The 26685-nt window shown below is 40.7% G+C and carries 16 protein-coding genes and 1 tRNA gene; 5 read left to right on the top strand and 12 right to left on the bottom strand.

Annotation, left to right across the window (positions count from 1 at the left end):
* Positions 1-88 precede the first annotated feature (88 nt).
* The 4 genes from BFP71_RS04145 to BFP71_RS04130 all read right to left on the bottom strand — a co-directional run bounded on the left by BFP71_RS04145 (position 89) and on the right by BFP71_RS04130 (position 11185).
* Complete coding sequence (locus BFP71_RS04145) at positions 89-7021, bottom strand: T9SS type A sorting domain-containing protein (RefSeq protein ID WP_176723315.1); 6933 nt, start codon at positions 7019-7021, stop codon at positions 89-91.
* Between the two features lie 292 nt (positions 7022-7313).
* Positions 7314-8477, bottom strand: coding sequence for an AIR synthase related protein (locus BFP71_RS04140; RefSeq protein WP_069834165.1), 1164 nt, complete (start codon positions 8475-8477; stop codon positions 7314-7316).
* An 81-nt stretch (positions 8478-8558) separates the two neighbouring features.
* On the bottom strand, positions 8559-10646 hold the full coding sequence (locus BFP71_RS04135) for an OmpA family protein (protein WP_069834164.1): 2088 nt from the start codon (positions 10644-10646) through the stop codon (positions 8559-8561).
* A 35-nt stretch (positions 10647-10681) separates the two neighbouring features.
* Positions 10682-11185 carry a hypothetical protein gene (locus BFP71_RS04130; RefSeq protein WP_069834163.1) on the bottom strand — a complete coding sequence of 168 codons (504 nt, stop codon included), beginning with the start codon at positions 11183-11185 and terminating at the stop codon, positions 10682-10684.
* Positions 11186-11390: 205 nt separating this feature from the next.
* Between BFP71_RS04130 and BFP71_RS04125 the strand changes: the two genes are divergently transcribed.
* The 4 genes from BFP71_RS04125 to BFP71_RS04110 are packed head-to-tail and all read left to right on the top strand — an operon-like array spanning position 11391 to position 15115.
* The gene (locus BFP71_RS04125; protein WP_069834162.1) at positions 11391-12098 is read left to right on the top strand and encodes a response regulator transcription factor; all 708 of its coding nucleotides are present in this window, start codon (positions 11391-11393) and stop codon (positions 12096-12098) included.
* 2 nt (positions 12099-12100) lie between these two features.
* Positions 12101-13585 carry a sensor histidine kinase gene (locus BFP71_RS04120; protein ID WP_069834161.1) on the top strand — a complete coding sequence of 495 codons (1485 nt, stop codon included), beginning with the start codon at positions 12101-12103 and terminating at the stop codon, positions 13583-13585.
* Positions 13582-14259 (top strand): DM13 domain-containing protein, encoded by a 678-nt coding sequence (locus BFP71_RS19130; protein WP_088124866.1) that lies wholly within the window; start codon positions 13582-13584, stop codon positions 14257-14259. The genes BFP71_RS04120 and BFP71_RS19130 overlap by 4 nt, the downstream gene beginning before the upstream one ends.
* Positions 14260-14263: 4 nt before the next feature.
* The gene (locus tag BFP71_RS04110; protein WP_069834160.1) at positions 14264-15115 is read left to right on the top strand and encodes a hypothetical protein; all 852 of its coding nucleotides are present in this window, start codon (positions 14264-14266) and stop codon (positions 15113-15115) included.
* Between the two features lie 69 nt (positions 15116-15184).
* Here the strand turns inward: BFP71_RS04110 and BFP71_RS04105 are convergent, their stop codons facing one another.
* Genes BFP71_RS04105 through BFP71_RS04095 form a run of 3 tightly spaced genes read right to left on the bottom strand, consistent with a single transcriptional unit; the run spans position 15185 to position 17905 of the window.
* Positions 15185-15982, bottom strand: coding sequence for a (Fe-S)-binding protein (locus BFP71_RS04105; protein ID WP_176723314.1), 798 nt, complete (start codon positions 15980-15982; stop codon positions 15185-15187).
* Between the two features lie 13 nt (positions 15983-15995).
* A complete protein-coding gene (locus tag BFP71_RS04100; RefSeq protein WP_069834159.1) occupies positions 15996-16571 on the bottom strand; it encodes a DUF1287 domain-containing protein in 576 nt (191 codons plus the stop codon).
* Between the two features lie 8 nt (positions 16572-16579).
* The gene (locus BFP71_RS04095; RefSeq protein ID WP_069834158.1) at positions 16580-17905 is read right to left on the bottom strand and encodes a 4Fe-4S dicluster domain-containing protein; all 1326 of its coding nucleotides are present in this window, start codon (positions 17903-17905) and stop codon (positions 16580-16582) included.
* Positions 17906-18004: 99 nt separating this feature from the next.
* On the opposite strand from BFP71_RS04095, the gene BFP71_RS04090 reads away from it, so the two are divergent.
* Positions 18005-18077 (top strand) — tRNA-Phe (locus BFP71_RS04090).
* 113 nt (positions 18078-18190) lie between these two features.
* Here the strand turns inward: BFP71_RS04090 and BFP71_RS04085 are convergent.
* The 5 genes from BFP71_RS04085 to BFP71_RS04070 all read right to left on the bottom strand — a co-directional run bounded on the left by BFP71_RS04085 (position 18191) and on the right by BFP71_RS04070 (position 26631).
* Complete coding sequence (locus tag BFP71_RS04085; RefSeq protein ID WP_069834157.1) at positions 18191-18994, bottom strand: pseudouridine synthase; 804 nt, start codon at positions 18992-18994, stop codon at positions 18191-18193.
* A 43-nt stretch (positions 18995-19037) separates the two neighbouring features.
* Positions 19038-19622, bottom strand: a complete 585-nt coding sequence (gene scpB / locus BFP71_RS04080; protein ID WP_069834156.1) for an SMC-Scp complex subunit ScpB — start codon at positions 19620-19622, stop codon at positions 19038-19040.
* The gene (locus tag BFP71_RS04075; RefSeq protein WP_069834155.1) at positions 19622-20008 is read right to left on the bottom strand and encodes a TraR/DksA family transcriptional regulator; all 387 of its coding nucleotides are present in this window, start codon (positions 20006-20008) and stop codon (positions 19622-19624) included. The genes scpB and BFP71_RS04075 overlap by 1 nt, the downstream gene beginning before the upstream one ends.
* A 210-nt stretch (positions 20009-20218) precedes the next feature.
* On the bottom strand, positions 20219-20371 hold the full coding sequence (locus tag BFP71_RS19345; RefSeq protein WP_176723313.1) for a hypothetical protein: 153 nt from the start codon (positions 20369-20371) through the stop codon (positions 20219-20221).
* A gap of 173 nt (positions 20372-20544) precedes the next feature.
* Positions 20545-26631 (bottom strand): lamin tail domain-containing protein, encoded by a 6087-nt coding sequence (locus BFP71_RS04070; protein WP_069834154.1) that lies wholly within the window; start codon positions 26629-26631, stop codon positions 20545-20547.
* Positions 26632-26685: the final 54 nt, after the last annotated feature.

Genomic DNA, 26685 nt, shown 5'->3' with positions numbered 1-26685 from the left:
CACACTGGCATTCTTATAAAATGAGGTTTGGGTAGGGCAATTAAGGTTAAAATGGGCGATAAGACAGTATCTCAGCGATTTAACAGCCTTAGTTGATAATCAGTCGCTTGGTGATCGCTTTTCGCTTATCGACTTGCACTTTGATAAAATAGATACCTGATTTTAAACCATTAGTATCAAAGGTATGAAGCGTTTGATCTATTGATAATGACTTATGCACCACTTGAATTCCTCGGCTGTTGAATATATACATATTGGCTACAATTGTACCTTCAGGAAGATCTACTTTCAGTCTAAAATCTTGCCCGAGCGAGACTGGGTTTGGCATTACCTGAACTTTCAGTGTTTCTTCGGCGATTACAAAGACACTTTCCACTGGGGAGTAGCTAAATTCTCCTCCAATATCGGTTTGCTTGAGCCTGTAATAAGAAAGACCTTTTAATGGAGATTGATCTGTATAGGAATAATTATTGATACTGCTACTTGTTCCAGCGCCATCTAATTGAGCGATTGTTTCATAAACAACACCATCTAAACTTCTCTCAATTGAGTAGAAAGCATTATTTTCTTCAGAAGCGGTAGACCAAGATAATTCGACTTTGGTATCCTTAGTTTCTGCGTTGAATTCAATGAGTTGGATAGGTAAAGCATCATTTTCTATTGAACCCAGTGTATAATAGAACCCTTCTCCGCTGGTAAAATCGTAATCGAAAGTCACTGTATTGTTTACCGCATCTATGGCAGTTGGTTCTATGAGCGTGACGCCAGTACTAAAGTCGTCGTTAGTAGAAACCATCATTCTAACAAGATTCAGGTTATTATCGCCAGTTGGCGTTCCAGTAACATCATCAAGGTCAAATGTTACACTAACTGTACCCACAGTACCAGTCTCCTGTGCTTGCCATTCTCTATTCAATCGGCTATTGATACCGTCTGGTCTTTCTCGATTTCTTGTGGCTTCTAACTCGGCATTGTCATTACCCCAAACAAACCAAGAATCATTATTATCCCAACTGCTGATGGCAACATCCACAATCGCGTCATCATTCTCACTTTTAGATTGAATTTGATCAAGACATGATAAATCATCTCTACCAATTCCAGCAATATCATTGAAGTAAGTGGCGCTTCTAGCTGCATAATCCCAAATGATATCGCCATCGGCTGCTACATAGTCACCTTCTCTAATACTGCCCGATATGACTTCATTTGCCGTTGCATCTGCGTCATTATCATCCGATCGTGTAATACCGTATTTAATAGCAAGGTATGACTCCGCTCGCGCTAGCTCTTCTCCTGTTAGCACAGAAGAGAATACTAGAATTTCGGCAATGTTGCCTTGGAACTGGGCACCATTCTGATAACTACTTTGATTACCAATAGCCCAAGTGTCTGCTGCATCTAAAGCGGTGTTGTCCGAAGTGCCTGTACCAACATTGAGTGAATTTACATATAGATTTACGGCACCCGAAGCCGCCTGCACCCTTGTTCCTGTGGCAATATATGGCTCACTATCGTTATAGGTGGTGGTACTTCTTGCGGTAAAAGTGTTTGTATTAGCGGCATTAAAGACAATTTCACCTTGGTACATACCCAATCCATAGTCATCGGTAGCACCATCTACTTCACTACCAATGAATGACGGAGAGTTATCTATCTCATCGTTGGTCCCTTGGTTTTGAGCGGTTTCAAATATCGCAATGAGCGTCATGTCTCCAGATATATTATTGGCACTGGCTGCAGTCTCTAAATAGGAATTATTGGTTGTATTCTGATCTGAGATGAATAGAGCTGGGTTGAAATTGATTTCTTGATCTCTAAATACTGGTGGAATAGGAGAACCACCACCTCCGTCTACTTCTGATACATTCGTTGCAGGAGAACTTTGATCATTCCATTGCTGAACATCGTCTTCGTCAACAGCTGCAGTAGACCCTGCATCTGAGAATACTTCAAGATCACCTCTAAGCCAAATTCCGATATTGGTATTTACCCCACCAGGACCGCACGTTTCTAGAGCTGTACCTAACGTAAAGTATTGTCCATCTGTTAAGTCAATTCCAGTAAATGAGAGTACGTCTCCATTGAATGTACCACCGGCTACTAGTGTACCTCCAGCCATCGTTCCTCCACTACCGGCATCGGCAATAATGAGTCTATAATCAGAGGCATCGGCAGTTGAATAGCCCAATAGAGTCAAGTCGAATTGAATTTCAGTTTCGCCAACAGTTCCTGTGTCTTCAACCCTCCAAACCCTTCTCATTCTTTCAGAAACAGTACTTGGTAAATCTGTTAAATCTCCTGCCGCAGTGGCTTGATCAGCAGCGACTCCATCATGTCCCCAGACTAAGAAATCAAGGTTATCATGCACGCCAGCGTTTGAAGCATTGTTGGTAGCTACCGCGTCTAATCCAATGGTTAGGATTGTACCATCTGTAGCGCTTGTACTTTGTTTTTGGTTCAAACAAGCATCATCATCCCGACCAATACCCGCCATGCCATTGTGATAAGTACTGTTACTATTTGATTCATCCCAGATGATTGATGTCCCGTCAGAAGCAACCAAATCTCCTTCAGCAACACTTCCAGAAATCACCTCATTAAGTGTGGCATCATTATCATTATCTTGAGGTAAAGTGATTCCATACTTGATGCCGAAATACGAGTATATCCTTAGTTTCTCTAGGTCTGTTACTTCTCTGTTATATACAAGTACTTCACTGATAAAACCATCATAACCTCCAACTGATTCTAGGTCTCCAACATAATTGGTTTGTGTGCCACTAATAGGCGTAGTATTTGTGTCAGTAGCCCTGTTAAAGTCATCTGATCGGAGCTCTTCCACGACCCGATCACCACTAGTATAGGTTGCTGCTACTAGGAAAGGAGCGTTTGGATTATCGAAGGCGTTGACGGTTACATCTAAATCATTACCCCAGTGGGCTATTGTAGCAGAGGTACTATTTCTGTAGCCAAAGTGTAGGTCTTGGTTGGTCGTTCCACCAGTAGAGCCTAAGACATAGTTCGTTGAACCATCATCTCTAATACCAACACCAAACATGCTGTATTCACCGGTTCCGGAAGTCGATTTAATCTCGCTGAGGTCTCCTAAAGTGAGTCTGTTGGGGGAAGTGTCATCAAACTCCATGGTTGGATGGAAATTGATATTGTCTGTTGTATTATCCCTATACAATGGAGGGCTACCGTCACTTGTCGCATCGTTGGAAGCTGTAGATTGATCCGTCCATGTTGTTAGTGTAGTGTTATCGACTAGGGTAGAAGTTCCTTGATCTGGTCTTAGCCAAAGTACCATACTGCTGGTAACCCCTCCGGGTGCGCAAAGTTCGGAAGAAACACCAAGTGTAAAATACTGACCATCGGTTAAATCAACACCACTAAATGTGAGTACGCTTCCATTGAATGTTCCACCAGTAATTGTACTACCATTTTCGAGAGAAGTATTATCTCCTCCACTGGCCACAATGAGCTGGTAGTCGCCTGCATTGGTACTGTAGCCTGGAAGCGATGAAAGATCAAATGAGATGTCAGTAGCACCTACATCTCCAGTGTCTTGAGCTCTCCAAATTCTGAGCATACGCTCATTTACTGTTCCTGGAGTTCCATCAGTAGTTATATTTGCGAAATCTGTACTGCCGCCATCCGAACCCCAAGTGAGGAAATCCAGGTCATCGTCGAAGGAATTACTATTTGCAGCGTTATTTGCAGCGATTTCACCCAAGCCAATCGTTAAAATTGTACCGTCATTGACACTAGAGGATTGTTTTTGCTCTAAGCAGGTATCATCATCTCGCCCAATTCCAGCTATGTCGTTTACAAAACCAGTGTCATCTGAGTAATCAAAAGTAATGGTGGTCCCATCAGAGGCAACATAGTCACCTTCTCTAATACTGCCCGATATGACTTCATTTGCCGTTGCATCTGCGTCATTGTCATTGCTCAGCGTTGTTCCATACTTGATTGCCAAGTAACTTCTAACTTGTTGGGCCTCTAAGTCTGAGATATCTTCATTGTAGACGATGACTTCCTGCATGTCTCCGAAGAATCTTCTTCCACTATTGTTATCAATATTGTTCGTTTCGGATTGCCTACCAATTGAAACGGGGCCTTGATTAGTACCATGCGTACTACTTTGGGTAATCCCAGAATCATCAATATCGATATCTGTACCAGTAGTCGTACTCACAAGGTTGCCGTCTAAAATGTAGTTTCTTGTATCACTAGTACCTGCATTAGTATTGAAATCACCTTCAGCTAAAAAATTAGTACTATTGGGCGTTATGTTGAAATTGTCTCTTCCAGTTGCGAGGATATTTGAGCGACTACCATAAGATGCTATACCTACAGCTGAATTGTTATTATTCCCAAAGTTGTAAATCCATTTATTATTTCTATCTCCTCCTGTTAATGTGTTTTCTGGTTCTACAGATGAGAAGATATGGGAACCACCATTTGCGGCTGGAGCAAAAATGAAATTGCTACCTAGTGTAAATCCGATTTCATTAGTACCAGCATCCCAGTTTAGTCCTGGATTAAAGTTAACATCTGTTTCTACCCAGGTTGGGGCACGATTCGTAACGCCACCGTCATTAGTAGCATCGAAATCATTTCGACTTTGATCGCCCCAAGTTTCTACAGTTTGTCCGTCAGTGGCAGCCGTAGTTCCAGTATTGAAGGTTTCAGCATCAGCTTTGAGCCAAAGTGAAAGCCCATCTTGAACATTGCCTGGTGTACAAATGAAGAATTGTGTGCCTAAAGTAAAGTATTGCCCATTAGATAGGTCGATATCAGGGAATGTGATAACATCGCCATTAAACGTACCTCCTGTGACTAAGGTAGCGCTTGAAAAATCTCCATCTGAACTATTGCCGGCGATCATGAGTGCAAAATCATTTGTATCTGTGGTATAGCCCAGTCCAGTTAAATCGAAGGAAATATCAGTTACACCTACCGAGTTTTCTTCTGCCACTCGCCAGACTCGCTCTATTCGTTCGTTAATTTCATCTGGTTTTGTCACAGACCTGCTAGACGAAGTAAGTCCGCCATCATTTCCCCAAATAAGCCAGGTATCGTCTGTGCCGATAGCACTATTTCGGTCTATTTGAACCAAACTACCTGAATTTTCGCTTTGCGATGATAGTTGCTCTAACTCAGAATTATCATCTCGGCCGATCCCTGCTATGTCATTATTATATTCTAGGTATCCACCGATTGCTGCTGCTGTGGTTGTATTGAAAATGGTCGATCCGTCAGAGTTGACGTAGTTTATTGGGGAAGTTTGGTCTAGGGTAATTCCATACTTAATCGCCAGATAACTTTCGATTCTATTTCGTTGTGATGATGGAAAAGAGCCTGGTTCGTTACAATAAACAAATTCTGGAATGCTACCGTAGAATGATGCCGCGGCTGTGGTTCCATCATCATATCTAGATTGTGAATTTGTATCGCCTAGACCGATCCCATCAGTATCATTAAAAAGTAGCCCAACGCTTGATATAGTTCCAAAATTCTCCCCATTCAGGTAGGCAGCTACGGTACCTGTACCACCAGAATTTCCATTGAACTCAAGGGTTACAATATATTCTGTATCCGTAGAAACAGCAGTACTCGTAGAACTGAAACCCCAATTGTCTCCTGTTCCATCTGTAGAAGGAATATTCCAAGCCCCAACGTATAAGTCTCCATTTCTGATGTAGATATTGAGTCCCCGATCATTACTCCCTTGTTCATAGATTTGCTGTTTTACGGTTACATCATTACCCGTTCTAATCGCAATATTGATGCCTTTAGTGGTATACGAACTAGCGGTATTGAAATCGGAGTTATTGGCAATTTGCAAGCCGCGTTCTGTTGCATCTAAGAAATCAACTGTTGGGTTAAAATTGATGTCATCTGTGCTTAAGGCACTACCATCTCTGTAGGTAGGTGCCGATGTTAATGTGGTAGCATCATGGTCTCCGAGCCATTCATCTTGCCAATCTGTTACAGTTGAACCATCGGTACTTGTCGTTACACTTTCACTGTTATTTGCTTTTAGCCATGTGTTTAAAGCCGCTTTGTAGCCACCAGGCCCTACAGATTTTGTAAGATTATTATCACTAGCTACTGCCGTTGATACACCCGCTATAAGGTCAAGTCCAGAACCAGTCGTTCCTGTGGGGAAATTCGTAGCATTGGTAAAATCAACTAGGTCAGACCCAGTAACAGTAACATCATCTGCAAATATCGAATACCCGTAAACTATATCGTCTGCCGTAATACCAAACTCATTGAAAGCAATGGCACTACCATGTATATCTTGCGTTCCTAGTACTTGTACAGGTATAGGGTCTGACGTAGCATCCTGTCGTCTCATGACTAATGAGATATGGGATTGACCTAAATTACCCCAGTCTGTAGTACCATCATTACTAACTCTTACAACAGTTGGGTAGTAGTCATTCGGATCACCATTCGCGTCTAGTCCGCGTATCGCCGCTACCCTTATATCATCATTGCCACCTCTTTCAATTATTGGAAATACGGCTGTGGTGGGAGTCGATGTAACTACTCCTGTGTAATAAATGATATCAATCCGCTCTACATTTGCGAAATTGGTTGAGTTGTTTGTTAGAATATTATCATAACCCGCATTACTCAATCCACTCAGGTACAGCCCTTCCTCGTTATCTTGCTGCTCGGGGTCTAGATAAATTTCATCTGGAGTTGGTCCAGTCTCAATACGATCATATTCATAAAAGATAATCAATTGACGGCCTGCGTCAGTTCTTCTAATGATCAGTGTATCTGGTAAAACGAAATTGTCATAAGTGATACCGCCTACTTCATAATCAGTAATGAATTGATTCTGGATTTCTCCATATCTTACTAAGTAAGAAGTGCTTGCTGAAATACCACCACTCGCGTCAGATGGTGATGTTGCCGTGTAAGAACTTGTAGTGAGGCCTGAGGTGGTAGTGACAAATGTTGCCGTTGCTATTGGTGTTTGTCCAAAACAAGTCATGCTTGTTATAAAAAGAATAACAAGCAGCCCGGTCATCCGAGATGAATTATATGTAAATAGTTTTGCCAACACAGGGTTCAGGTCGTCTAAACTTGACAGTCTAGATCGATCAAAGATAACGTTTTTGGTTGCGTTATCTTACCTTGTTATACCCGAAAACTATCATTTCCCCTACCGCTTATATTAAATAATTAATAGGTTATCAAAGAAAATAGCCGACCGTATGCTGTGAACGACAAAATGATGAGTATGAAGTTTCTTTATTTATATGTAAGCTGAGTCATCAAGCAAATCAATAAATAAAATCTCCAGCGTCACTTTTTATCGAAAGTTTTTTGCTGTCTGAGGCCTCAACATGGCCAATAATCTGTGCAGGGATGCCAAAAGACTCTGATAAGGCAATAATATCATCAGCAATTCCATGATCGGCATAGATTTCCATACGGTGTCCCATGTTAAATACCTTGTACATTTCTTTCCAGTCTGTATTGCTTTCTTCCTGAATTAGCTTGAACAATGGTGGTACGTCAAACAGGTTGTCTTTGATAATATGAAGTTTGTCTACGAAGTGAAGAATTTTGGTTTGAGCGCCGCCGCTACAGTGAATAACACCGCCTATATCATACCTGAATTGCTTTAGAATTTCGACCATTACGGGCGCATAAGTCCTCGTTGGCGATAAAACTAATTGGCCAGCATCTAGAGGAGCTCCTTCCACCTTGTCGGTTAGTTTTTTGCCTCCTGAATACACAAGATCACTTGGAACACTTGGATCGAAACTTTCAGGGAATTTTTCGGCCAGATATTTATGAAAAACATCATGGCGAGCAGAGGTCAGCCCATTGGAACCCATACCTCCATTGTACTGGCTTTCATAATTAGCCTGACCAAAGGAGGCTAAACCAATAATAACCTGGCCTGGCTGAATTTTTTCGTTTGTGATGACATCTTCTCGCTTCATTCGAGCGATAACGGTACTATCTACAATTACTGTTCGCACTAGGTCCCCAACATCCGCAGTTTCACCTCCAGTACTGATAATGTTTAAACCATTATCTCTAAGCATTTGGAGCACCTCTTCTGTACCATTGATCAGGGCAGAAATTACCTCCCCAGGAATTAAGTTTTTGTTTCTTCCAATGGTGGAGGAAAGTAGGATATTGTCCGTGGCGCCAACACACAATAGGTCATCAATATTCATAATGATGGCATCTTGGGCTATGCCTTTCCAAACACTGATGTCGCCAGTTTCTTTCCAATACATATAGGCGAGCGACGATTTTGTGCCAGCACCATCTGCATGCATAATGTTGCAGTACGCACTATCGCCACCCATGAAATCAGGTACAACCTTACAAAATGCATTTGGGAATAAACCTTTGTCGAGGTTTTTGATGGCATTGTGTACATCTTCTTTTGAGGCAGATACGCCTCTCTGCATGTATCGGTCGTTCATGGCAAATGGTTTAAAGCACAAAAATAAGAAAGCCTCCTAATAGGAGGCTTCAATCGATAAATTACTTTATAAACCAGCGGATTAATTCCGATCAATTTTATTCTTGTCGTATTCCAGGACCTTAAATTCGGTTCTACGATTTTGTTGGTGTAGTGCCTCTTCACATTCGGTATCGTTGTCGCAGCCGTTGATTAATTTTGTTTCTCCGTATCCCTTAGCCACCAGTCTACTTCTGGCGATTCCTTTAGAAACTATATAGTCTACTGCGGCTTTGGCCCTGTTTTCTGATAACAACATGTTGGCATCGTCAAAACCGCGTGAATCGGTATGGGAGCTGAGCTCAATCTGAACGATCGCCGGATTATCCTTTAGAATGCTCACTAGTTTGTCCAATTCCAAAGCTGCATCGGATCGTATGTCATATTTATCTAAATCATAGTAAATGTTTTCCAATACGATCGTGGCATCCAAAATAATTGGGTCAAGCGTTAAGTCTTCCGTGAACGTTTTTTCTGTGAATCTTTCAATGAGTTCATCCTGAGGAATTCCTTGACCAACTGTAGAGAAGATTTTTCTTGCTGTAAAGAAATCATCGGCTTCTCCTATAAGTGTGTAGTCTTTTTCAGGGTCAATCGGGAAGTTATAAGAACCACCTCTGCTACTTAGCACATCATCTACTACTTCACCATTGACATCAAGTAATTTCACCCGAACATTCCCTAAAATAGTCTGTGTGCTGTCGTCATTGCGTCTGTATGTAGTTCCTTTCAGCAAATAGGTGATCTGCTTTAAATCGCTAGAATTATCGATAAAGCTGTAAAGGTCATCCCCACCTTTGCCACCAGCTCTGTTGGAAGTGTAAAATCCCTCGAATGGAAAGTCAGAGTAAATTAAACCGAAATCGTCGGCAGCCGAATTAAAGGAAGGCCCCATATTTCGGACAGTTACATTACCACCTTTATTCTCTGCGGAGAAAAGGTCGAGCATACCAAAACCTGGGTGCCCATCTGAAGCAAAATAAAGTTTGTTATCTGGCGCTACGTAGGGAAAAACTTCATCGCCAGCCGTATTAATGGCGTCGCCCATATTGGTGACTCCACCCCATCTACCACGATCATTTAGTGTGGCGCGGTAAATATCTGATCCTCCATATCCACCCGGCCTATCAGAGGCAAAATAGATAGTCGTTCCTGATTGGTTAAAGGATGGCGATGTATCCCAGTGCTGTGGGCTATTGATTGGCATGGATACGGGCGTACTCCATCGACCATTTTTCTTGGTTGATATAAACAGATCTACACTCCTTCGTCCTTTCTTCTCATTCGCGTTACCCTTAGCAAAAATCACGGTGTTTCCATCAGGAGAAAAAGCAATTGATCCCTCGTTTATTTCTGGTTGATTAAAAGCCCCAGGAATTGGTCCTAATGTGGCTGCATCTGGTATCAGTTCATTAACAGCCACTTGATAAAGGTCGCTGTAAGGAATGTCATATCGTTCAAAGGTTTCGGTCTCACGCGTACTGGCAAAAAACAAGGTCTTGTTATAATAGAACGGGCTGTACTCCGCTTGTTCTGAGTTGATAGCATCGAGCGGAGTTAAATCCACATTACGAACATATAACCCAATACTGTCAAGCATTTCTAAGTTATCGATTTCGCGTTGTGCCCGTTCGCGATATCTTTCAACCGAAGCCTGATCTACATAGTCTTCCAGAATAGCTTTTGCATTCTCATATTGTTCATCGGCTTTCAGGGCTAATGCATAATTAATCTGCAACTCTTCATTTTCAAACCCCGATTCTAGCGCTTTTGCATAGTAAGGGAGGGATGCTTTCGGATTGCCAAGTTTTCTATAAGATTCAGCAGTATAATAATTTAAGTCTGGTGCGTCAGGATTATCCTTCAAGGCATCCTTAAAGTCTTCAATCGCCTTGGTGTAATTCTGATCTTCCACATAGTTCTTCAGAACTTTCGGCGTTTTATCGTCTTCTTTTTGAGCTGTAACTACTTTGGCAGCTGCATTTTGGCTAGGGCCTATGGAAGGATTAGCCGGTCTTGGAGCAGTTTTCTTTGGTGCTTCTTGGACACCCAGAAAATTCTGCTTTTTGCTTGCGCAACTACTTACGATAAGTAGTGTAGTCATGAATACGAATGAAACGAGCTTTTTCATTGGTTGTAAATTAGCGAATTAAGCTGAATGCTATCTTATAATACGCTTGGAGATGTCTGAAAGTATCTTTTTAGCCAACTTTTATCTGCTTTTACGAGCCATTTTTCAGCAAGTTCAGATTTATCAGAGATGTTATTATCAAAGAATAGGTTTTCACTCTGTAAACGTCCAGCAGCTACCTCTTGTTTAATCTTAGACATTGGAATAAGTGTCACTTCATCGTTAATGGAAAAAGCAATATTGGTTCTTTGAAAGAAGTCAATGTTCATTTCACTACCCAATTGCTGTACAAATCGGAATGAGCTGTCAATAGAACAGCCACTGGCCAAGTTGAAATTTTCGTCTGTCGCGATCACTAAAAAGTGACTATGAAAAACAGCCGCTGAGGCTAACAGTGCTTGTCCATGTGCTGCCCATTCACCAATGAACTTTTCTGCTTCGGAAAGTATCGTTTGCTCTTCCGAGGCGGTGATCTTTCGATCGGCTTGATAAATCCAGATTCGGGCTTTCGGGCTTAACGTGTCAAAAGGGGTGAGCATATGGCAATAACTACTTTATAGAAAAACTTCTTCAACAAATTCACTTCAAATGTCGTGTCCTTGTCTTTTCTAACCAATTAGAATGGACAAAGATTCATTTAATTCGGTTTAATAAACGCTCAAAGGTTGTAATCGGTACTATTTAATATTCATTAAAGTTCCGTGATCTTTTCGTGAGCAACTAACACTAACCTTGTGTATAGATATGGACAAAAGAGTACTCATAGTTGAAGATGACCATGATATCAGTGGATTAATTGAAATCCATTTGAAGGACATGGGTTTTGAAACACTCGTTGCCGATCGTGGTGATACGGGCCTAGAACTAGCATTGACAGAACAAGTCGATTTTATCATCCTTGACATTATGTTGCCAGGCAAAGACGGCCTGGAGGTATGTAGAGAACTGAGGTCTGCCAAGCTAAAAACACCGATTCTAATGCTTACTGCTCGATCTGAAGAAATCGATAAGATATTGGGTCTTGAAATGGGTGCTGATGATTATTTGACGAAGCCTTTTAGTATCCGAGAACTTACTGCAAGGGTGAAAGCTATTTTGCGAAGGACAGATTCGGTTGGTGATGGTTCGAAAGAGAATTCAGAGATTATCCGCCATGGATCGCTTGTAGTTGATAAGAACAAAAGGAAGGTCATTTTGGATGGCGATCGAATAGAATTGACGCCGAAAGAGTTTGATCTTCTAGCCCTAATGGCCGAGAGTCCTGGTAAAAGCTATAGTCGGGAAAACCTGTTGAATGTGGTTTGGGGCTATGAATTCGCCGGTTACGAACATACGGTAAACTCCCATATCAATCGACTAAGAACAAAAATTGAAAGCGACTTATCTAACCCTAAATATATACTAACCTCTTGGGGAGTAGGTTATCGCTTTAACGATGAATTAAATCAATAATAATGGCCAAGAATAATACAGTCAATGGTGGTATAAGCCTTTTTTGGAAGCTATCTACCACATTTTTAGTGCTACTGTTAATGGTAGGCGCAGTCCACATTACCTTATCAATTTCGGCTAGTGATCAATACTATTTGAAACGCAACCAAAAGTTGAATGCCAATATCGCGCAGAGTATAATTCAGGAAGTTAAGCCCATAATAAATGGTGAAGTGACGAAGAATGCTCTTGATGATATCATGCATCATATGATGGCGGTAAACCCAAGTATCGAGGTTTACTTGCTAGATAAAACAGGATATATTTTGAGCCATGTGGCACCCTATAAAAAGGTAAAGCTAAAAACGGTTAGCCTTGCCCCAATTCAAGAGTTTATTGATAATAACGGCGAGGAGTTTGTCCAAGGTGATGATCCTCGGAAACCTGGAGAATTACAAATTTTTAGTGCTGCTGCCATCACCGATAATGATGAGGTTCAGGGTTATGTTTATGTAGTGCTCGCCGGGGAAGATTATTACGCAGTGGCATCCAATTTATGGGATGAATACATTACTTCATTGGGTGGTAGTTCCATGGTCATTACGCTCGTAGCGGCTTTGGTGATTGGATTGATAGCTATTTGGTTTATCACCAGAAACTTGAGAGGTATTATAGATGTTGTCAGAAGATTCCAAGATGGTGATTTGGAAGCACGCATTAGTGCTAAATCAGGCAAAGAGTTCAACACCTTGAGTCTGGCTTTTAACGATATGGCCGATACCATTGTCGGGAATATTGAAAACCTGAAATCAATGGAGAACCTTCGTAGAGAATTGGTTGGCAACGTCAGTCATGACCTGAGGACTCCTTTGGCGGTAATCCACGGATATATAGAAACTTTGATGATTAAAAAGGATCAACTAAGCATCGAGGAAAGGGATAAGTACTTAGCTATAATATTATCGAGCACCGAAAAACTAAAGAAAATGGTCGCTGAGTTATTTGAGCTTTCAAAGCTAGAATCCAAACAGGTTCATCCGAAAAAGGAGCCATTTTTCATCAATGAGCTTTTACAGGATGTGGTTCAAAAGTATCTCATTCTGGCACGAAAAAAAGGAGTCCTTATTCAAAGTGTAATATCGAATAATATAGAGTTGGTTAATGCCGATATTGCTTTGATTGAAAGAGTGCTCCAAAACCTTATTGATAATGCACTGAAGTTTACTCCAGAAGGCGGAACTATTACCATAAAGACTAATGAAATGGATAGTGCTGTAGAAATCCAAGTAGCCGATACTGGTGTGGGAATTCCCGAAGAGCAAATCCCTTTTGTATTCGACCGTTATCATATAGGTGATAAACGTTTAAGCTTGGATAAGAACACTACAGGCCTGGGTTTAGCGATCGTAAAGAAAATTTTAGAAATCCACGATGCTACGATTAACCTTTCTAGTAAACTTAATCAAGGAACGTCATTTTCATTTCAACTTCCATATCATCAAGCATGAAAAACCTAAAATCTTTGACATGTATGCTCTTGGTGAGCATGACACTATTCGGCTGTATCGGTACCGATATAGTGGAGGAGATAATTGTAGAAGAGCAATTAACCATAACCAGTAGAATACTCACATTAGCCATAGGAGATTCCTTTCAGTTCGAAGCGGATTTCTTCGACGAATTAGGAGAGCGAACGAATGGAACCACCACTTGGAGCTCAAGTGACGATCAAATTATATCAATTACAGCCGATGGCTTAGCTACGGCTTTGGCCAGTGGTGAAGTGACTATTACGGTGGCTTCTGGCAGTACTTCTGATTCTATTTCGCTGAGTACAGGACCTATGACTACGTTTAGGGCTCTGGAAAGGACAGGCTCTTTTATGGGGCTTAGAAATTACACTGTAAATGGGGACTTTACATTATCGGAAAACGGGGATAACCTAGAACTTACCTTTTCAAGTAATTTTCAGTCATCCAACGGCCCAGGGTTATTTGTTTATTTAAGTAATAATTCAACAAGGGTAACTGGTGGGATAGAGCTTGGGCAGCTAAGCGCTAATTCGGGAACCCAAACATATATTATAAGTCGGCAGAACGCTGAGTTAGATACTTATAACCACGTGATTATTTATTGTAAGCCATTTGGAGTGGCATTTGGAACAGGAGAATTTGATAATTAAGGTCATGAGAAAGATTTATATAGCAATCGTCATGGTGCTGATGATGTCTGGTAATGCACTATTTGCCGGAGGTGGTTGGCCAATTCCAAAAGGGAAAGGGTATCTAAAACTGAGTCAGTATGTGATTAGGTCGAATAGTTACTTTACGCCAAGTGGTGATATCGTAGATATATCGACCGCGAGTATTTATATCAGTAGTATTTATGGTGAGTATGGTCTAACCGATCGTTTGGGGGTGACTGCCTACATGCCTTTTTTCTCAAGAGCGACTTTGAACGAGCAGGTTTCGACAAATGGGACACTACTCGCCGAAGGTGATGCCGTTAATTCATTGGGAGATTTTGACCTTGCCGTAAAGTATGGTTTGATCGTGAATAAACCGATCGTTGTCAGTGCTACATTGACATTTGGGCTACCACTTGGCAATGACGCTGGCGGTGAAACACAAGTTTTGCAAACAGGCGATGGGGAATTTAATGTGATGCTGGGCATAGAGGCAAGCCGAAGCTTTGGCCAAGGAAAAGGGTATATCAATACACTTGCGGCTTACAACGATAGGAGCGAAAACTTTAGCGATGAATTGAGAATTGGAGCTGAGATTGGCTATCGATTTGCGCCCAAGGTGAGTGGAGCATTGAAAATTTTGAGCGTAAACTCTCTTCAAAATGGCAGCGATCTTGAGACACCTGCCAATGGTATTTTCTCTAATAATATCGAGTATTTAGCCATCACGCCTGAGGTCAACTACTTCGTCAAAGATGATTTTGGAATTTCAGGTGCTATAGGTTTTGCTGCCTCAGGCAAACGCGTTTTAGCCTCTCCTTCCTTTAGTATCGGCCTATTTAAAAGTTTTTAGCTTTCAAAAAGACACAAAAAAGGCCGCCTTCTATTTATAGAAGGCGGCCTTTTACTTTTAAGGTATTCCTTAAAGCCCCTCGTTTTTGGCAATAAGTTCGGCCAAATCAAGAACCTCTACACTTTCTTCTTTATTCTTAGTTTTTACACCGTCACGCATCATGGTCATACAAAAAGGACAAGCAGCAGCAATCACATTAGCTCCCGTGGCAAGGGCTTCTTCTGTACGCTCAGTGTTAACTTCTTTGTTGCCAGGTTCGGCATCTTTGAACATTTGAGCACCACCTGCACCACAGCATAAACCTTTAGTGCGGCAGCGTTTCATTTCTACAAGTTCAGCGTCAAGCGCTTGCAACACTTCTCGAGGTGCCTCATAAATATTATTGGCTCTACCTAGGTAGCAAGAATCGTGATAAGTGATTTTTTTGCCCTTAAATTCTCCGCCACCTTTAAGACCTACTTTGCCTTCGTTGATCAATTGTTGTAAGAATGTAGCGTGGTGAATCACTTCATAGTTACCACCAAGTTCTGGGTATTCATTCTTTATGGTGTTGAAACAGTGCGGACATGCCGTCACAATTTTTTTCACGCCATATCCGTCAAGCACTTGAATATTGGCGATCGCCTGCATTTGAAATAAAAACTCATTACCGGCTCTTCTCGCAGGGTCACCAGTACAGGTTTCCTCTTCCCCTAATACGGCAAAAGAGATTCCAACCTTGTTTAAAATCTTGATGAAGGCAATGGTCACCTTCTTATATCTATCGTCGAATGAACCGGCACAACCTACCCAGAAAAGTACTTCTGGAGATTCTCCTTTGGCTACCATTTCAGCCATGGTTTGTACTTGGTTTATGTTATCGCTCATAGTTTAATAATTATTACTTGTATGTATAATGTCCTATAATTTTGTAAGAGAAGAGGCAGTCTGAAATCTCCTGCCCATTTCCGATATTATGTGAAATCAAATAACGCTTACCGTCTCTTGATTTCTTATCAACAACAATTCCAATATGAGTAGTCGCCCCACCCAAATTCCAGCATACTACGTCTCCGGGAGAGTAGTCGTTCGGGTTATTGGAAATAGTCTTGGGCTGCCCATGTCGTTCAAAGAACTTCATAAGGTTTGGCACCCTTCGGTGATCTATATTTTTATCAGTCCCTGACAATCCCCAAATTTTCGGATACAGGTCAAAGTTTTGCTTCATATCCTCATGGACTTTGACTTGAAGATCAATATCTAACTTTCGATAAGCCCTGATGACTACATCTGTGCATACGCCCTTGTCATTAGGCACGTCGCCGTTTGGATAAGCAATGGAAAAGTAGCTCGGGTCATAGGAAACCGCATCTTTTGTCAACTCAATGGCCGCTTCCGATAACTTTTTTTCAAAAGAAACCTCTTGGCCAAACAGCGATAATGGAAGTAGGGATAATATGATGAGTAAAGATTTCAATTTGACCGTTAGTCGTTTTCTTTTAAATCATCAGCCCACTTAAACCGATCGGTTGGGGCAAATTTCCAAGGTGAAAAGCTCGTTTCAATATTTTGGAACATTCCATTCCATGAGGCAGGAGCACTTGACTCTTCCATGGATGCATATCTTCTCATTTCTAAAATGATTGCTAAAGGATCAATGTTTACTGGGCATGCTTCTACGCAAGCGTTGCAACTTGTACAAGCATTAACCTCTTCTTTGGTGATATAGTCCCCAAAAAGCGACTTACCATCTTCCAATCCTTTTCCTCCTTTGGCGATACTTGCACCTACTTCTTCCGCTCTGTCTCTAGTGGCCATCATAACTTTTCTCGGGGAAAGTTTCTTACCAGTGATGTTGGCAGGGCATTGGGAAGTACACCTACCACACTCCGTACACGAGTAGGCATTCATGATATTGACCCAGCTCAGGTCATTTACATCTTTTGCTCCAAATCGTTCTACTTCTGCAGGCGGATCGCCAGCTCCTTCTGCAGGCATTCCCAACATCATTTTCACTTCATTGGTCACCACAGGCATATTCTCGATCTTTCCTTTAGCATTAAGATTCGAATACCATGTGTTAGGAAATGCCAAGGCAATATGAAGGTGTTTGGAATAAGTAACATAAATGGCAAAGCCTAAAATACCAACGATGTGGAACCACCAAGCAAATCGCTCTAGGGCAATTAAACTACTAAGGCTCATGCCTTCGAAGAGTGGCATCAGGAGTCCACTAAAGAAGAACTTACCAGTTTGTGCGTAGTGCTCATCTTGCCCTTGAATAAGCATGTCCGTCGCATTCATAGTCAGAATGGCGAACATTAAGATAATTTCTATCACCAAGATCAAGTTAGCGTCCAGCGTAGGCCACTTACGCATTTCTTCGCCACTAAATCTTTTTACTTTCATAACATTTCTCCTCACCAGAAAGGCGACACATGAAAGCAGCACGCCCACGGCTAGGAATTCGAATACGTTAATCAGTACTGTATAAACGCCACCCAAATAAGGAGCGAAAATTCTGTGTGTGCCTGCAAAACCGTCGATTACAAATTCTAATACTTCCAGGTTAATCACCAAAAAGCCAACATAGATTAAGGAGTGCAATAATGCTGGTACAACTCTCTTAAACATTTTCTGTTGACCGAAGGCCACCAAAAGCATTGTTTTCCAGCGATCGCTAGGATTGTCATTTCTTTCAACAGCTTTTCCAAGGAAAATATTTTTCCTGATTTGGGTTATGCGCTTGTACAAAAAAAAGGTTGCTACAGCGACGATTAGGAGGAAGGCAATTTGTGGCAGATATTCCATAGTATTGAATGGTACAGGTTGATCTATATCTCTGTTTTGAATTTATTAAAAATGTTTTGCACGGTTTAACTTTTTATATACTTTTGTGCTCCATTTCAGGGTGCTATAGCTCAGTTGGTAGAGCATCGGACTGAAAATCCGTGAGTCGGTGGTTCGAGCCCACTTAGCACCACATCAAAGGTCTCTCGTTTCGAGAGGCCTTTTTTGTTTCTATTTTCTGAAATCGTTTGCATATCTACTGCTAATATAGTTATAGGCGATAAAATAGTATGCATGCATACTATTTTATTTTAACCAAAGCGCCTCTTTTTCTGTTAAAAATCTCCAGTTTCCGCGTGGTAAATCCTTCTTGGTAAGTTGGCCGTAAGCTACGCGATCCAGTTTTTCTACTTGATAACCAAGGTGTTCGAAAATTCTTCTCACGATTCTGTTTTTGCCAATATGAATTTCTATTCCTAGAACTCGGCCATCATCACTCACAATAGCTAAATCTTCAACAAGGGCTTTACCGTCTTCAAGCGTTACGCCACCAACAATACTTTCGAAGTCTCGTTTTGTAATAGGCTTGTTAAGCTCGACTTGGTATATCTTTTTAATCTTATGCGTAGGAAGGGTTAGTTTTTTTGCCAACTCCCCATCATTTGTGAAGAGTAGTAGGCCAGTAGTTACGCGATCTAATCTACCAACAGGAAAGATTTTTTCTCCACAGGCATTATTAACAAGATCCATAACCGTTCGTCTTCCTTCTGGATCAGAAGTGGTGGTAATGAACCCTTTTGGTTTGTTTAAAAGAAGATAGACTTGTTTTTCGGGTTTTAGTACCCGTCCGTTATAACGGATTACAACTCCTGGTTTTACCTTGTAGCCTAACGCTGTTATAACTTCTTTATCGGCGGTAATTTGTCCGCTTTGAATTAGTTTATCCGCTTCTCTTCGCGAACAAACACCAGAATTCGCAATGTATTTGTTTAACCGAATGCCATCGGCCTTTTCGGAGGTAGTTTGCAATTTAGCACTCTGATAATCAGGCTTTTCAACTGCTTTTTTCTTGGATCGGTTACCCTTGGGGCTAAATTTCTTTCTTTGCATAATTACGCAGTATCACTACTGGATTTTCAGCAAAGTTAGTCTATTATTCAGTATCTGAAGTGGGATTTTCTTTTTCGACTACCTCGTTCACGTTTTCCTGTGGAGCAAAATCTCTAGGGCTAGGCAAGTCTTTTAGGTCGTTTATGCCAAAGTAATCCATGAAGCGTTCAGAGGAACCGTAGAGTAGTGGCCTACCGACAGCATCGGATTTGCCTTTTATTTCAATGAGCTCTTTCTCTAAAAGTTTTTGCACGGAGTAGTCGCAATTAACACCTCTGATCTGCTCGATTTCTGATTTGGTGACTGGTTGTTTGTAGGCAATTATTGAAAGCGTTTCCAGTGCCGATGTCGAAAGCCTTTTTTTAGACTGTTGCTTCAATAATATCCCTATGCTCGCTTGATAAGCCGGCTTGGTCAGGAACTGATATCCACCACCAATTTTTGTGACTTCGAACGGAAAGGTATCGTTGTTATACTTTTCCATTATGCCCTCCAGCGACTTTACAATATCCTTTTCAGGTACCTCTGTCTCAAACATTTCTGTGAGACAAGACTGGATATCGGCAAGCTTAATTGGCTTTTGGGCACAAAATATTAATGCTTCTATATGCTGACTTAAAAAGTCCATTATTTACGCTGCGATAATTTCGCTTCAATAGAATGCATGGTATGAGGAACGGCTTTGAGTCTTTCTTTAGATATAAGTTTACCCGTGTCGATACAAATTCCGTATGTTCCGTTCTTTATTCTGACGAGTGCATTCTCTAGGTTGTTGATGAATTTTTGCTGTCTGGCTGCAAGCTGGTTCAGGTTTTCTTTTTCCATGGTATCTGCACCATCTTCTAAAACTTTGGTGGAGTTATTAGTAATGTCATCGCCAGTATCACCACTTTTTGTAAGACTCTTTTTTAACTCGTTTAATTCAATACGCGCCTTGTTTATTTTTTCGTTGATTAACGCTTCAAACTCGTTCAGTTCGTTTGCTGAGTATCTATTCTTTTCCACCTGACTCATATTGTTTCTATTAATATTGTTGATTTTGAAATTTGCGCTAAAATAAGCGTGAAACCATAATTCCCAAAACTTATTTTGTTTTTCGGACAGAATGAAATACCGAAGGTTTTACGGAAAATACCCTTTACATTATTAGTAAATTCTGAGGATAAGCAGTATTTCGAAATCTACTGCTTTCAATAAAAAAGGACCCTTGAGGGTCCTTGATAGTTAATAGTTTAAGTTCATCAGCTGGAGGCGCTTGGCCAACGCTGCATTTTCTATGCTTATCCGATACTTTAGCCTTATATATCTGGATATTACTTCGATTTTTCTGCCTTTCCTTAGGTATCGGTCGGCTGTTTCATTGATTAAGCAATTCATCTAATTTAAGTTGTAGTGTCTCTTAAGTTAATTCGGTCAGTACCTTAATATACAGATAATACTCGTCCATATATAACGATTGCATAAAATAAGTTTTGCTCTATACTCATGTTCACGAAATAAAACTGTCTTATGTTGCAATATTCTTATTAAGACTTAATCTAAACGAAAGCTTACCGACCAATGGCCACTTTGTTCGTGATGATATCCACCTCACCATTGGTACTGATTACTTTACAGAGTACCATGTAATATCCCACACGAGCCTTCTGCCCTGAATCATTTGAGCCATCCCATTTGAAGAATCCCTCGGCCCCCACTAGGGTGTTTTTGACTAAGTGTTTTATCAGCAGACCATTGGAGGAAATGATTTTTAGGTCTATAAGATTTCCTGGGGTTTCAAAGCTGTAGGTCATTGTGGTAAAATTATTTGCGCCTGGTATTTCTGGCGCGAAAGTCATCGGCTCTACACGAAGTTTCTGATTACTCGTATTAATTCTTATGACTTGTGAATTCTCATACCCTGGTGTTGCAAAGTTTTCGGTCGCCGAAGCTGAAAACCAATTGTTAGGATCATTTGAATGGGAACTAAAACTCAGCCGTTCTAGTGAAACACCATCTAATATATTCAGGAAAGGAGAGTGATATGCTTCGTCATAAGCGAATTGGTCAATCTCCAAACTATTCTGGTTCAGTAAAAAGACTTCTCCCTCGTCAGATGGAAAGCTTGGCAAGGAGCGTACTTCGATAAGGTTTTCCAAAACAGCATTTGGATATTTACTCAATAATATGGCCCCATCATCGGTTACTAAATGAAAGGTATAAGGCGCTATAAAATAGTTCTGGTCTGTTAGAGGTACTTGATTAGATGATCCGCCAAGCACCCAATTTTTCAGGTTAAGGTACTTTTCTGATTGATTGTAAATCTCAATGAACCTCACACCACCAGTAGTAGGGTTGAAAAGTATTTCATTGATGATGATATCTTGAGGATCAGATTCTCCAGCAATGATCAGGTCGATTTGATTATGGTCGGTATGGATAAGGTTACCCGAACAATCTGTGATATGTGCAATACTCAGCGTATAAACGGAGTTTTTAGCGAGATCTTCAGAGGTGGTGAGTACTATTGAATTTTGATTGATGTTTGGTACGGCCGCTATGAAGGAAATGTCAGCGTCGATCGCAAAGTTCTCTATATCTACGCTTTCGAGATCAATTTTTTCATCAAAATCTATTTGGATGGAGGAAGGATTGAGTGAAACAGCACTCACTAACTTGGGTCCAGTATTATCAGGGTTATCTCCGTTGACTGAATTAACTAATCCGGGTGTACCCCCAACTGTGCTTTGAGATGCCGTCCAATTAGATTCAAGTAAACAAGGAAACGCTGGGTCTATCATCTCTAGAGAGAATCCGCCCGAAGCTTTCACCTCATCTCGATACCAATCATTTGAATAGTTTACACTCGAGATTTCTTCTCCCGATCGTTTATAAATCGAGACTTGATCTGCCGTGTTGTTTAAACTTGGCCAATCATTAGCAGCTAATTTATTTGCTAAATCTTGATAGCGTTCGACAGCACTTTGTGGTAATAATACAAGGTATTCATGAGGTTTCAGATCATATCTTAACAGTTCAGTCGAACTAGTGGCATCGGCTAGAAAGAGGCCTTCGGTGGATATGATTTTTTCGCTTGTATTTAATAATTCCACGTACTCTGTTTCTGGAAGACCTTGGCTAGGCGTAGGGTTTACCATCACTTCGGTAATGACAAGATCGGCAGGGTTAGGTTCAATTCCGTGAAAGAAGACAAGGGTAGTGTCGGCTAATGTGTTGCCTGTACAATCCCTGATGTTTGAAACGTTCAGTCCAAGGGGAGCACCTTTCATAAATGGTTCTGAAAGGTTGAGTACAATCTGTTTTCCAAAAGTGCTAATAGAGTCTATATACGCGATAGGATTGTCATAACTTAATTGAAAGTTGGCTGGCTGAAATGTGGCAATATCAATGCCCTCGTTGAAGTTTAATAAAAGCCTAGTCCGGCTAAGTTCTTTGAATTGGGTTACCTGAGGAGCTTCAATATCTAAATCATTGTTAAAAATACTGTTTTGTCTCCCTGGTGAGCCTCTGGTAAGCGATCTGGAAGCACCATAATTAAGTTGGTCAAAACATGGTTTATCGGGGTTTATTAGCTCCAAAGAGTATCCGCTGCTGTTTCTGACTGTATCATTATAGGACGCTCGAGAAAATGAAACCGAATCAATAATAGCCCCATTGCGATCGAGAAACCAGAGCGTCTCACCATTGTTCGATAGGTTCGGAAAGTCTGTAATTCCGATAGTTGTGCCGTATTCCAAATAGGACGATTCCCCTGAATTTGTTGTGACGATCATGTAATCTCGACTTTCTAACGCTAGACTTGGTAGTTGGGCGGTGTCGCTCCCATCGGTTAAAATAAAGTCAGTTAACAGTATAGATTTTGTGCCCTTATTATAGAGCTCTACAAACTCATGGTTGGGAAGGTTTGATTCTGAATTTGGCTCAAAAAGGACTTCATTAATCACAATTTCTCTAAAATCAGGTAGGTATGGCTTAGTATGAACGAATTCAACGTCCACACTATCTAGCTGATTATTGTGCTTATCCTTGACTCGTTTAACACTTAAGGTGTATGAACTATCATGTGCCAATTCATTTTCGAAGGTTAACAACGCGATTATTTGTGCTTCGTCTAGGGTAACCTCTATGGGGCCAACAGAACCATTTAGCGTATAATGATTAGTCGTTTCTGCCGTGTTTAAATCAACAGGTTCATTGAAGGTTACAGCTACTTGATTTAGATAAATGGAACTGACTGACGCTATCTTTGGAGCAGTTACATCATAATTAAAATCGATGGAGATATCTGGCAATTTCTCGTCAAATTCATCTCTTAGATTGGTCAATTGTAGGGTATAAGATTGATTATCTATTAGCGGCTTTTCAAAGAATAATACTATGTCCTTTTGGTTTTCGACATCTAATTCTGCGAGCAACGGATTCCCTATTGATTGATCGATTAGAAAGTTGTTAATCAATTCCGTGTTTACTTTTCCCAGCTGATCACGAAAAGAGATATTTATAGAGTTTTTACTGAGGATTTCGATCCTTTCGACGGGGTTGCTGTAAGAGAATGTCGTGTCTAGGTCGATGAATTGATTACCATAAGTATCTTCCAAGCCACTAATTTTTAGGCCGTGGTCAGTGTCGGGAAGTATTTTCTGGCCGAAGTTTAAAAGTATTCTAGAATGATCAATCGAGTCGTGGGAAATACTAAAAAGTGTCAGATCATTGCCTACAATATAGTTCTGTAACGCGGACGATGAAGACTGTTTAATTGGTTTAGTGAATTGTAGTGCTACCTGCCGATCGCTTAAGACTTTGATTTGTCCTAGCTTTGGAACCATAGATGAAAAGGAAGTAGTTAGGCTATTTTCTATCGAATTTCCCTTGAGGTCAGTTAGATTGGTTATACTCAAGGTATTGATCAAATTGTTACCTACACCTTCAAATTCTAAGAAAAGAATATTTTGATCTCGCTGAGAAAGCGTAGCAACGCTCGGATTTCCTATGTCATTATCAATACGATAATTCGATACGTTTTCCGCTATTATTTTTTCAAGTGGTTCAGAAAAACCCACCTTTAATATCTTCGGTGTTAAAACGTCAATGGAAATCAACCTAGGGGCGAGTTTGTCATAAACGAATTCAAAATTTCTCGTGCTTGTCATGGCGTTACCCCATAAATCGGCCACATTTTTCACGCTTAAAACATTGGAGCTCTCTGGTTCGAAAGCATCCTCAAAATAAATAGTGACGGACCTCTTGATAGGGGATAAGCTTGCTCGGACAGGCTCTGAGTTACTATTAAGCTGATAGCTACTCAGGCTTTCAGCAGATATTATATCGATTTGTTCATCAAAGAATAGCTGTAATTCGTGGGCATTCAACATGGTTATTGAATCTACATTTGGGTCATCAGTATCATAAATGAAAGACCTATTCAGTGCTTGTAAATGGTTAAGGTTATCGTCTTTCAGGTTATCAAATGATGCTATTATCGGCTTGTTTTGGGGAAAGGCGTTATCAAAAATAAGATGGACAATGTTGCTAGTATCGGCGTCAATGATCGCGACGATCGGGTGGGCTATATCTCGGTTCAAAGTGTAATTTTCAACTTGCTCAGCTTGGGTTTTATCGATCGGGTCTTTGAATACTAAGTCGAGCAGTTTATCCGATATAAGGAGAATTGTATCAAGGCGATCTTCGAATTTAAAGCTAGTTGATGCCAAGTCGAGGTTATTTCCTAGAGTATCACTAATGTTTCGGAAAGAGAATTGATAAATAGAATCTTTTTTCAGCGCAGCATCGAGTTCAAGGCTAACCCTGTTTGGTTTGTTGTCTTCTCTGACCGCCTTTATCACGCTCGTGTAAGATGGCTCAATTAGGTAATTACTTAATTCTGCGGCGGCTTGAAATCCTAGGGGTTCATTGAAAATAAGGTCAAGATGAGTAGTATCTCTTAGACTCACATATTCTAGCAGTGGAGGCTGATTGTCAAAGAAAAATTTCAGCGTGGACGATGCCAATATATTTCCCGAACAATCGCTAACACCAGAGACTTCGATGCTATACTCTTGATTAGAGATGAGCGTATCACTCAAGGTTAAATCGACGGTTTTTATTTCAGGGGTAACTTCGTTTACCGACCATATTAAGTCTTGATTCGTGATTGAATAGGTACCGAAAGACAATGAATTGATATCCATTGGTTCGTTAAATTGAACCTGGATTTGGATAGGCGTTAGTATTTCTACTGCCGTAATGAATGGGGGTATTGTATCGGGTAAAATGTTATACCGGCTATTAGTTCTACCTGGTGTTGCTCCGCCATTATTAATAGCGGAGTTCCAGTTGTTAGCATCGCTACAGGGTAGTTCTGGATTAACCTGCTCGAGGGACCAACCGCCCGCCGATTTTTCTCCATCCTGGTACCAATTCAGATCATAAACTAAGCTGTCCAAAAGATTGCCAAGGTTATCTTTTAGAGTGATAGCTTCTCCACTGTTGCTGAGTGTGTTCCATGAATTGACACCCACAGTAGCGCCAAATTCGCGATAGGTATTGAGGTTCGCGGTCGCCGTAACTATGACATAGCTATTGCTTTCGAGAATCATAGAATCAATTGTACTACCCGAAAGCTCAAAACCAGTAATATCAATGGCTCGATTAGTTGAGTTGTATAATTCAACAAACTCCGCACTGCTTTCAGTGGGTAAAAATTCTTCTGAGGGAGCGTAAGTGCCAACAGGATCGGCAAAAATCTCATTGATTACAATCGCTCTGGTTGTTGTTGGTGTTTCAAACTTAACCTGAGCACTTAAGCTATCGGTGATGATGTTAGTAATAGCACTCTGTATCCGATGGGCTACCAGATTGTATGTATTATTGACCAGTGGTTTATTAACTAATAGATAGGCAGCGTTTCCGCTAAATTGTGTAGCACCGACGACTGATAGCCCATGGCTTAAGACATAATTTGAAGTGTCCTCAATAGAAACCCTTGACACTTCCTGGTTGAAGGCTATTTCTAAAGTGTCTTTGCTTCTTGCGCTGAGCTTATTGATTCTTAGTTCAGGTACTTTTTCTTCAATTAAAAAGTCATCAATAACGAGGATGGCCGAAGAGCCTTGACCAGACCCTCTTTCCACCATAATTTTGATAATTACGTCCTTATTGTCGGATGCTTCTATGGGCAGGTCGTAACTAAATTTTTGAAAACTAGCGTTATTGCTATTGGGGAAGGTTGAATCTTCTCCGATCTGCCTTTCATATGAGTAAGACAATCCACCATCGGTTGAAGTAGATATGCTTAAAATCGCTGGCCGGTCTGAACTCGATGCGCCATTTTGTTTTGACTTTGCATAAAAACTGATGCTTGTGTTTTCATTGTCGGTTAGGTCTAAGTTTACCAATATCTCGCCTTTGAAGCTCGATGTGGGGATTATATTTAAGGATTTGTCTCCCGTATGGGCATCGGTTCCTTGATAAATTTTTCTGGAGGCTGTTACCTCATTCCCAATCCAATTGGATATAAAAGAGATGTTAGAGCCAACAGTAAAGGTGTTTTCAAAGCTTTCGAAATGAGGTGTTTCACTGATTTGCGCATGTAATGTAGTAGCAAATACAACCAACAAAAGCGTGGTGTACAATTTCATTTCAAATTATTTTACTTAAAAAAACATATAAAATAAGTTTATATTAATTTATAA

The sequence above is a fragment of the Roseivirga misakiensis genome (assembly GCF_001747105.1).
In the GTDB taxonomy this organism is placed as follows: Bacteria; Bacteroidota; Bacteroidia; order Cytophagales; family Cyclobacteriaceae; genus Roseivirga; species Roseivirga misakiensis.
This window is presented reverse-complemented; position numbering and strand designations above follow the sequence as displayed.

Bases quoted from the DNA above. Each gene is read 5' to 3' on its own strand.
- BFP71_RS04145 (WP_176723315.1), bottom strand. From the start codon at position 7,021: ATGACTTGTTTTGGACAAACACCAATAGCAACGGCAACATTTGTCACT.
- BFP71_RS04140 (WP_069834165.1), bottom strand. From the start codon at position 8,477: ATGAACGACCGATACATGCAGAGAGGCGTATCTGCCTCAAAAGAAGAT.
- BFP71_RS04135 (WP_069834164.1), bottom strand. From the start codon at position 10,646: ATGAAAAAGCTCGTTTCATTCGTATTCATGACTACACTACTTATCGTA.
- BFP71_RS04130 (WP_069834163.1), bottom strand. From the start codon at position 11,185: ATGCTCACCCCTTTTGACACGTTAAGCCCGAAAGCCCGAATCTGGATT.
- BFP71_RS04125 (WP_069834162.1), top strand. From the start codon at position 11,391: ATGGACAAAAGAGTACTCATAGTTGAAGATGACCATGATATCAGTGGA.
- BFP71_RS04120 (WP_069834161.1), top strand. From the start codon at position 12,101: ATGGCCAAGAATAATACAGTCAATGGTGGTATAAGCCTTTTTTGGAAG.
- BFP71_RS19130 (WP_088124866.1), top strand. From the start codon at position 13,582: ATGAAAAACCTAAAATCTTTGACATGTATGCTCTTGGTGAGCATGACA.
- BFP71_RS04110 (WP_069834160.1), top strand. From the start codon at position 14,264: ATGAGAAAGATTTATATAGCAATCGTCATGGTGCTGATGATGTCTGGT.
- BFP71_RS04105 (WP_176723314.1), bottom strand. From the start codon at position 15,982: ATGAGCGATAACATAAACCAAGTACAAACCATGGCTGAAATGGTAGCC.
- BFP71_RS04095 (WP_069834158.1), bottom strand. From the start codon at position 17,905: ATGGAATATCTGCCACAAATTGCCTTCCTCCTAATCGTCGCTGTAGCA.
- BFP71_RS04085 (WP_069834157.1), bottom strand. From the start codon at position 18,994: ATGCAAAGAAAGAAATTTAGCCCCAAGGGTAACCGATCCAAGAAAAAA.
- scpB (WP_069834156.1), bottom strand. From the start codon at position 19,622: ATGGACTTTTTAAGTCAGCATATAGAAGCATTAATATTTTGTGCCCAA.
- BFP71_RS04075 (WP_069834155.1), bottom strand. From the start codon at position 20,008: ATGAGTCAGGTGGAAAAGAATAGATACTCAGCAAACGAACTGAACGAG.
- BFP71_RS19345 (WP_176723313.1), bottom strand. From the start codon at position 20,371: ATGAATTGCTTAATCAATGAAACAGCCGACCGATACCTAAGGAAAGGC.
- BFP71_RS04070 (WP_069834154.1), bottom strand. From the start codon at position 26,631: ATGAAATTGTACACCACGCTTTTGTTGGTTGTATTTGCTACTACATTA.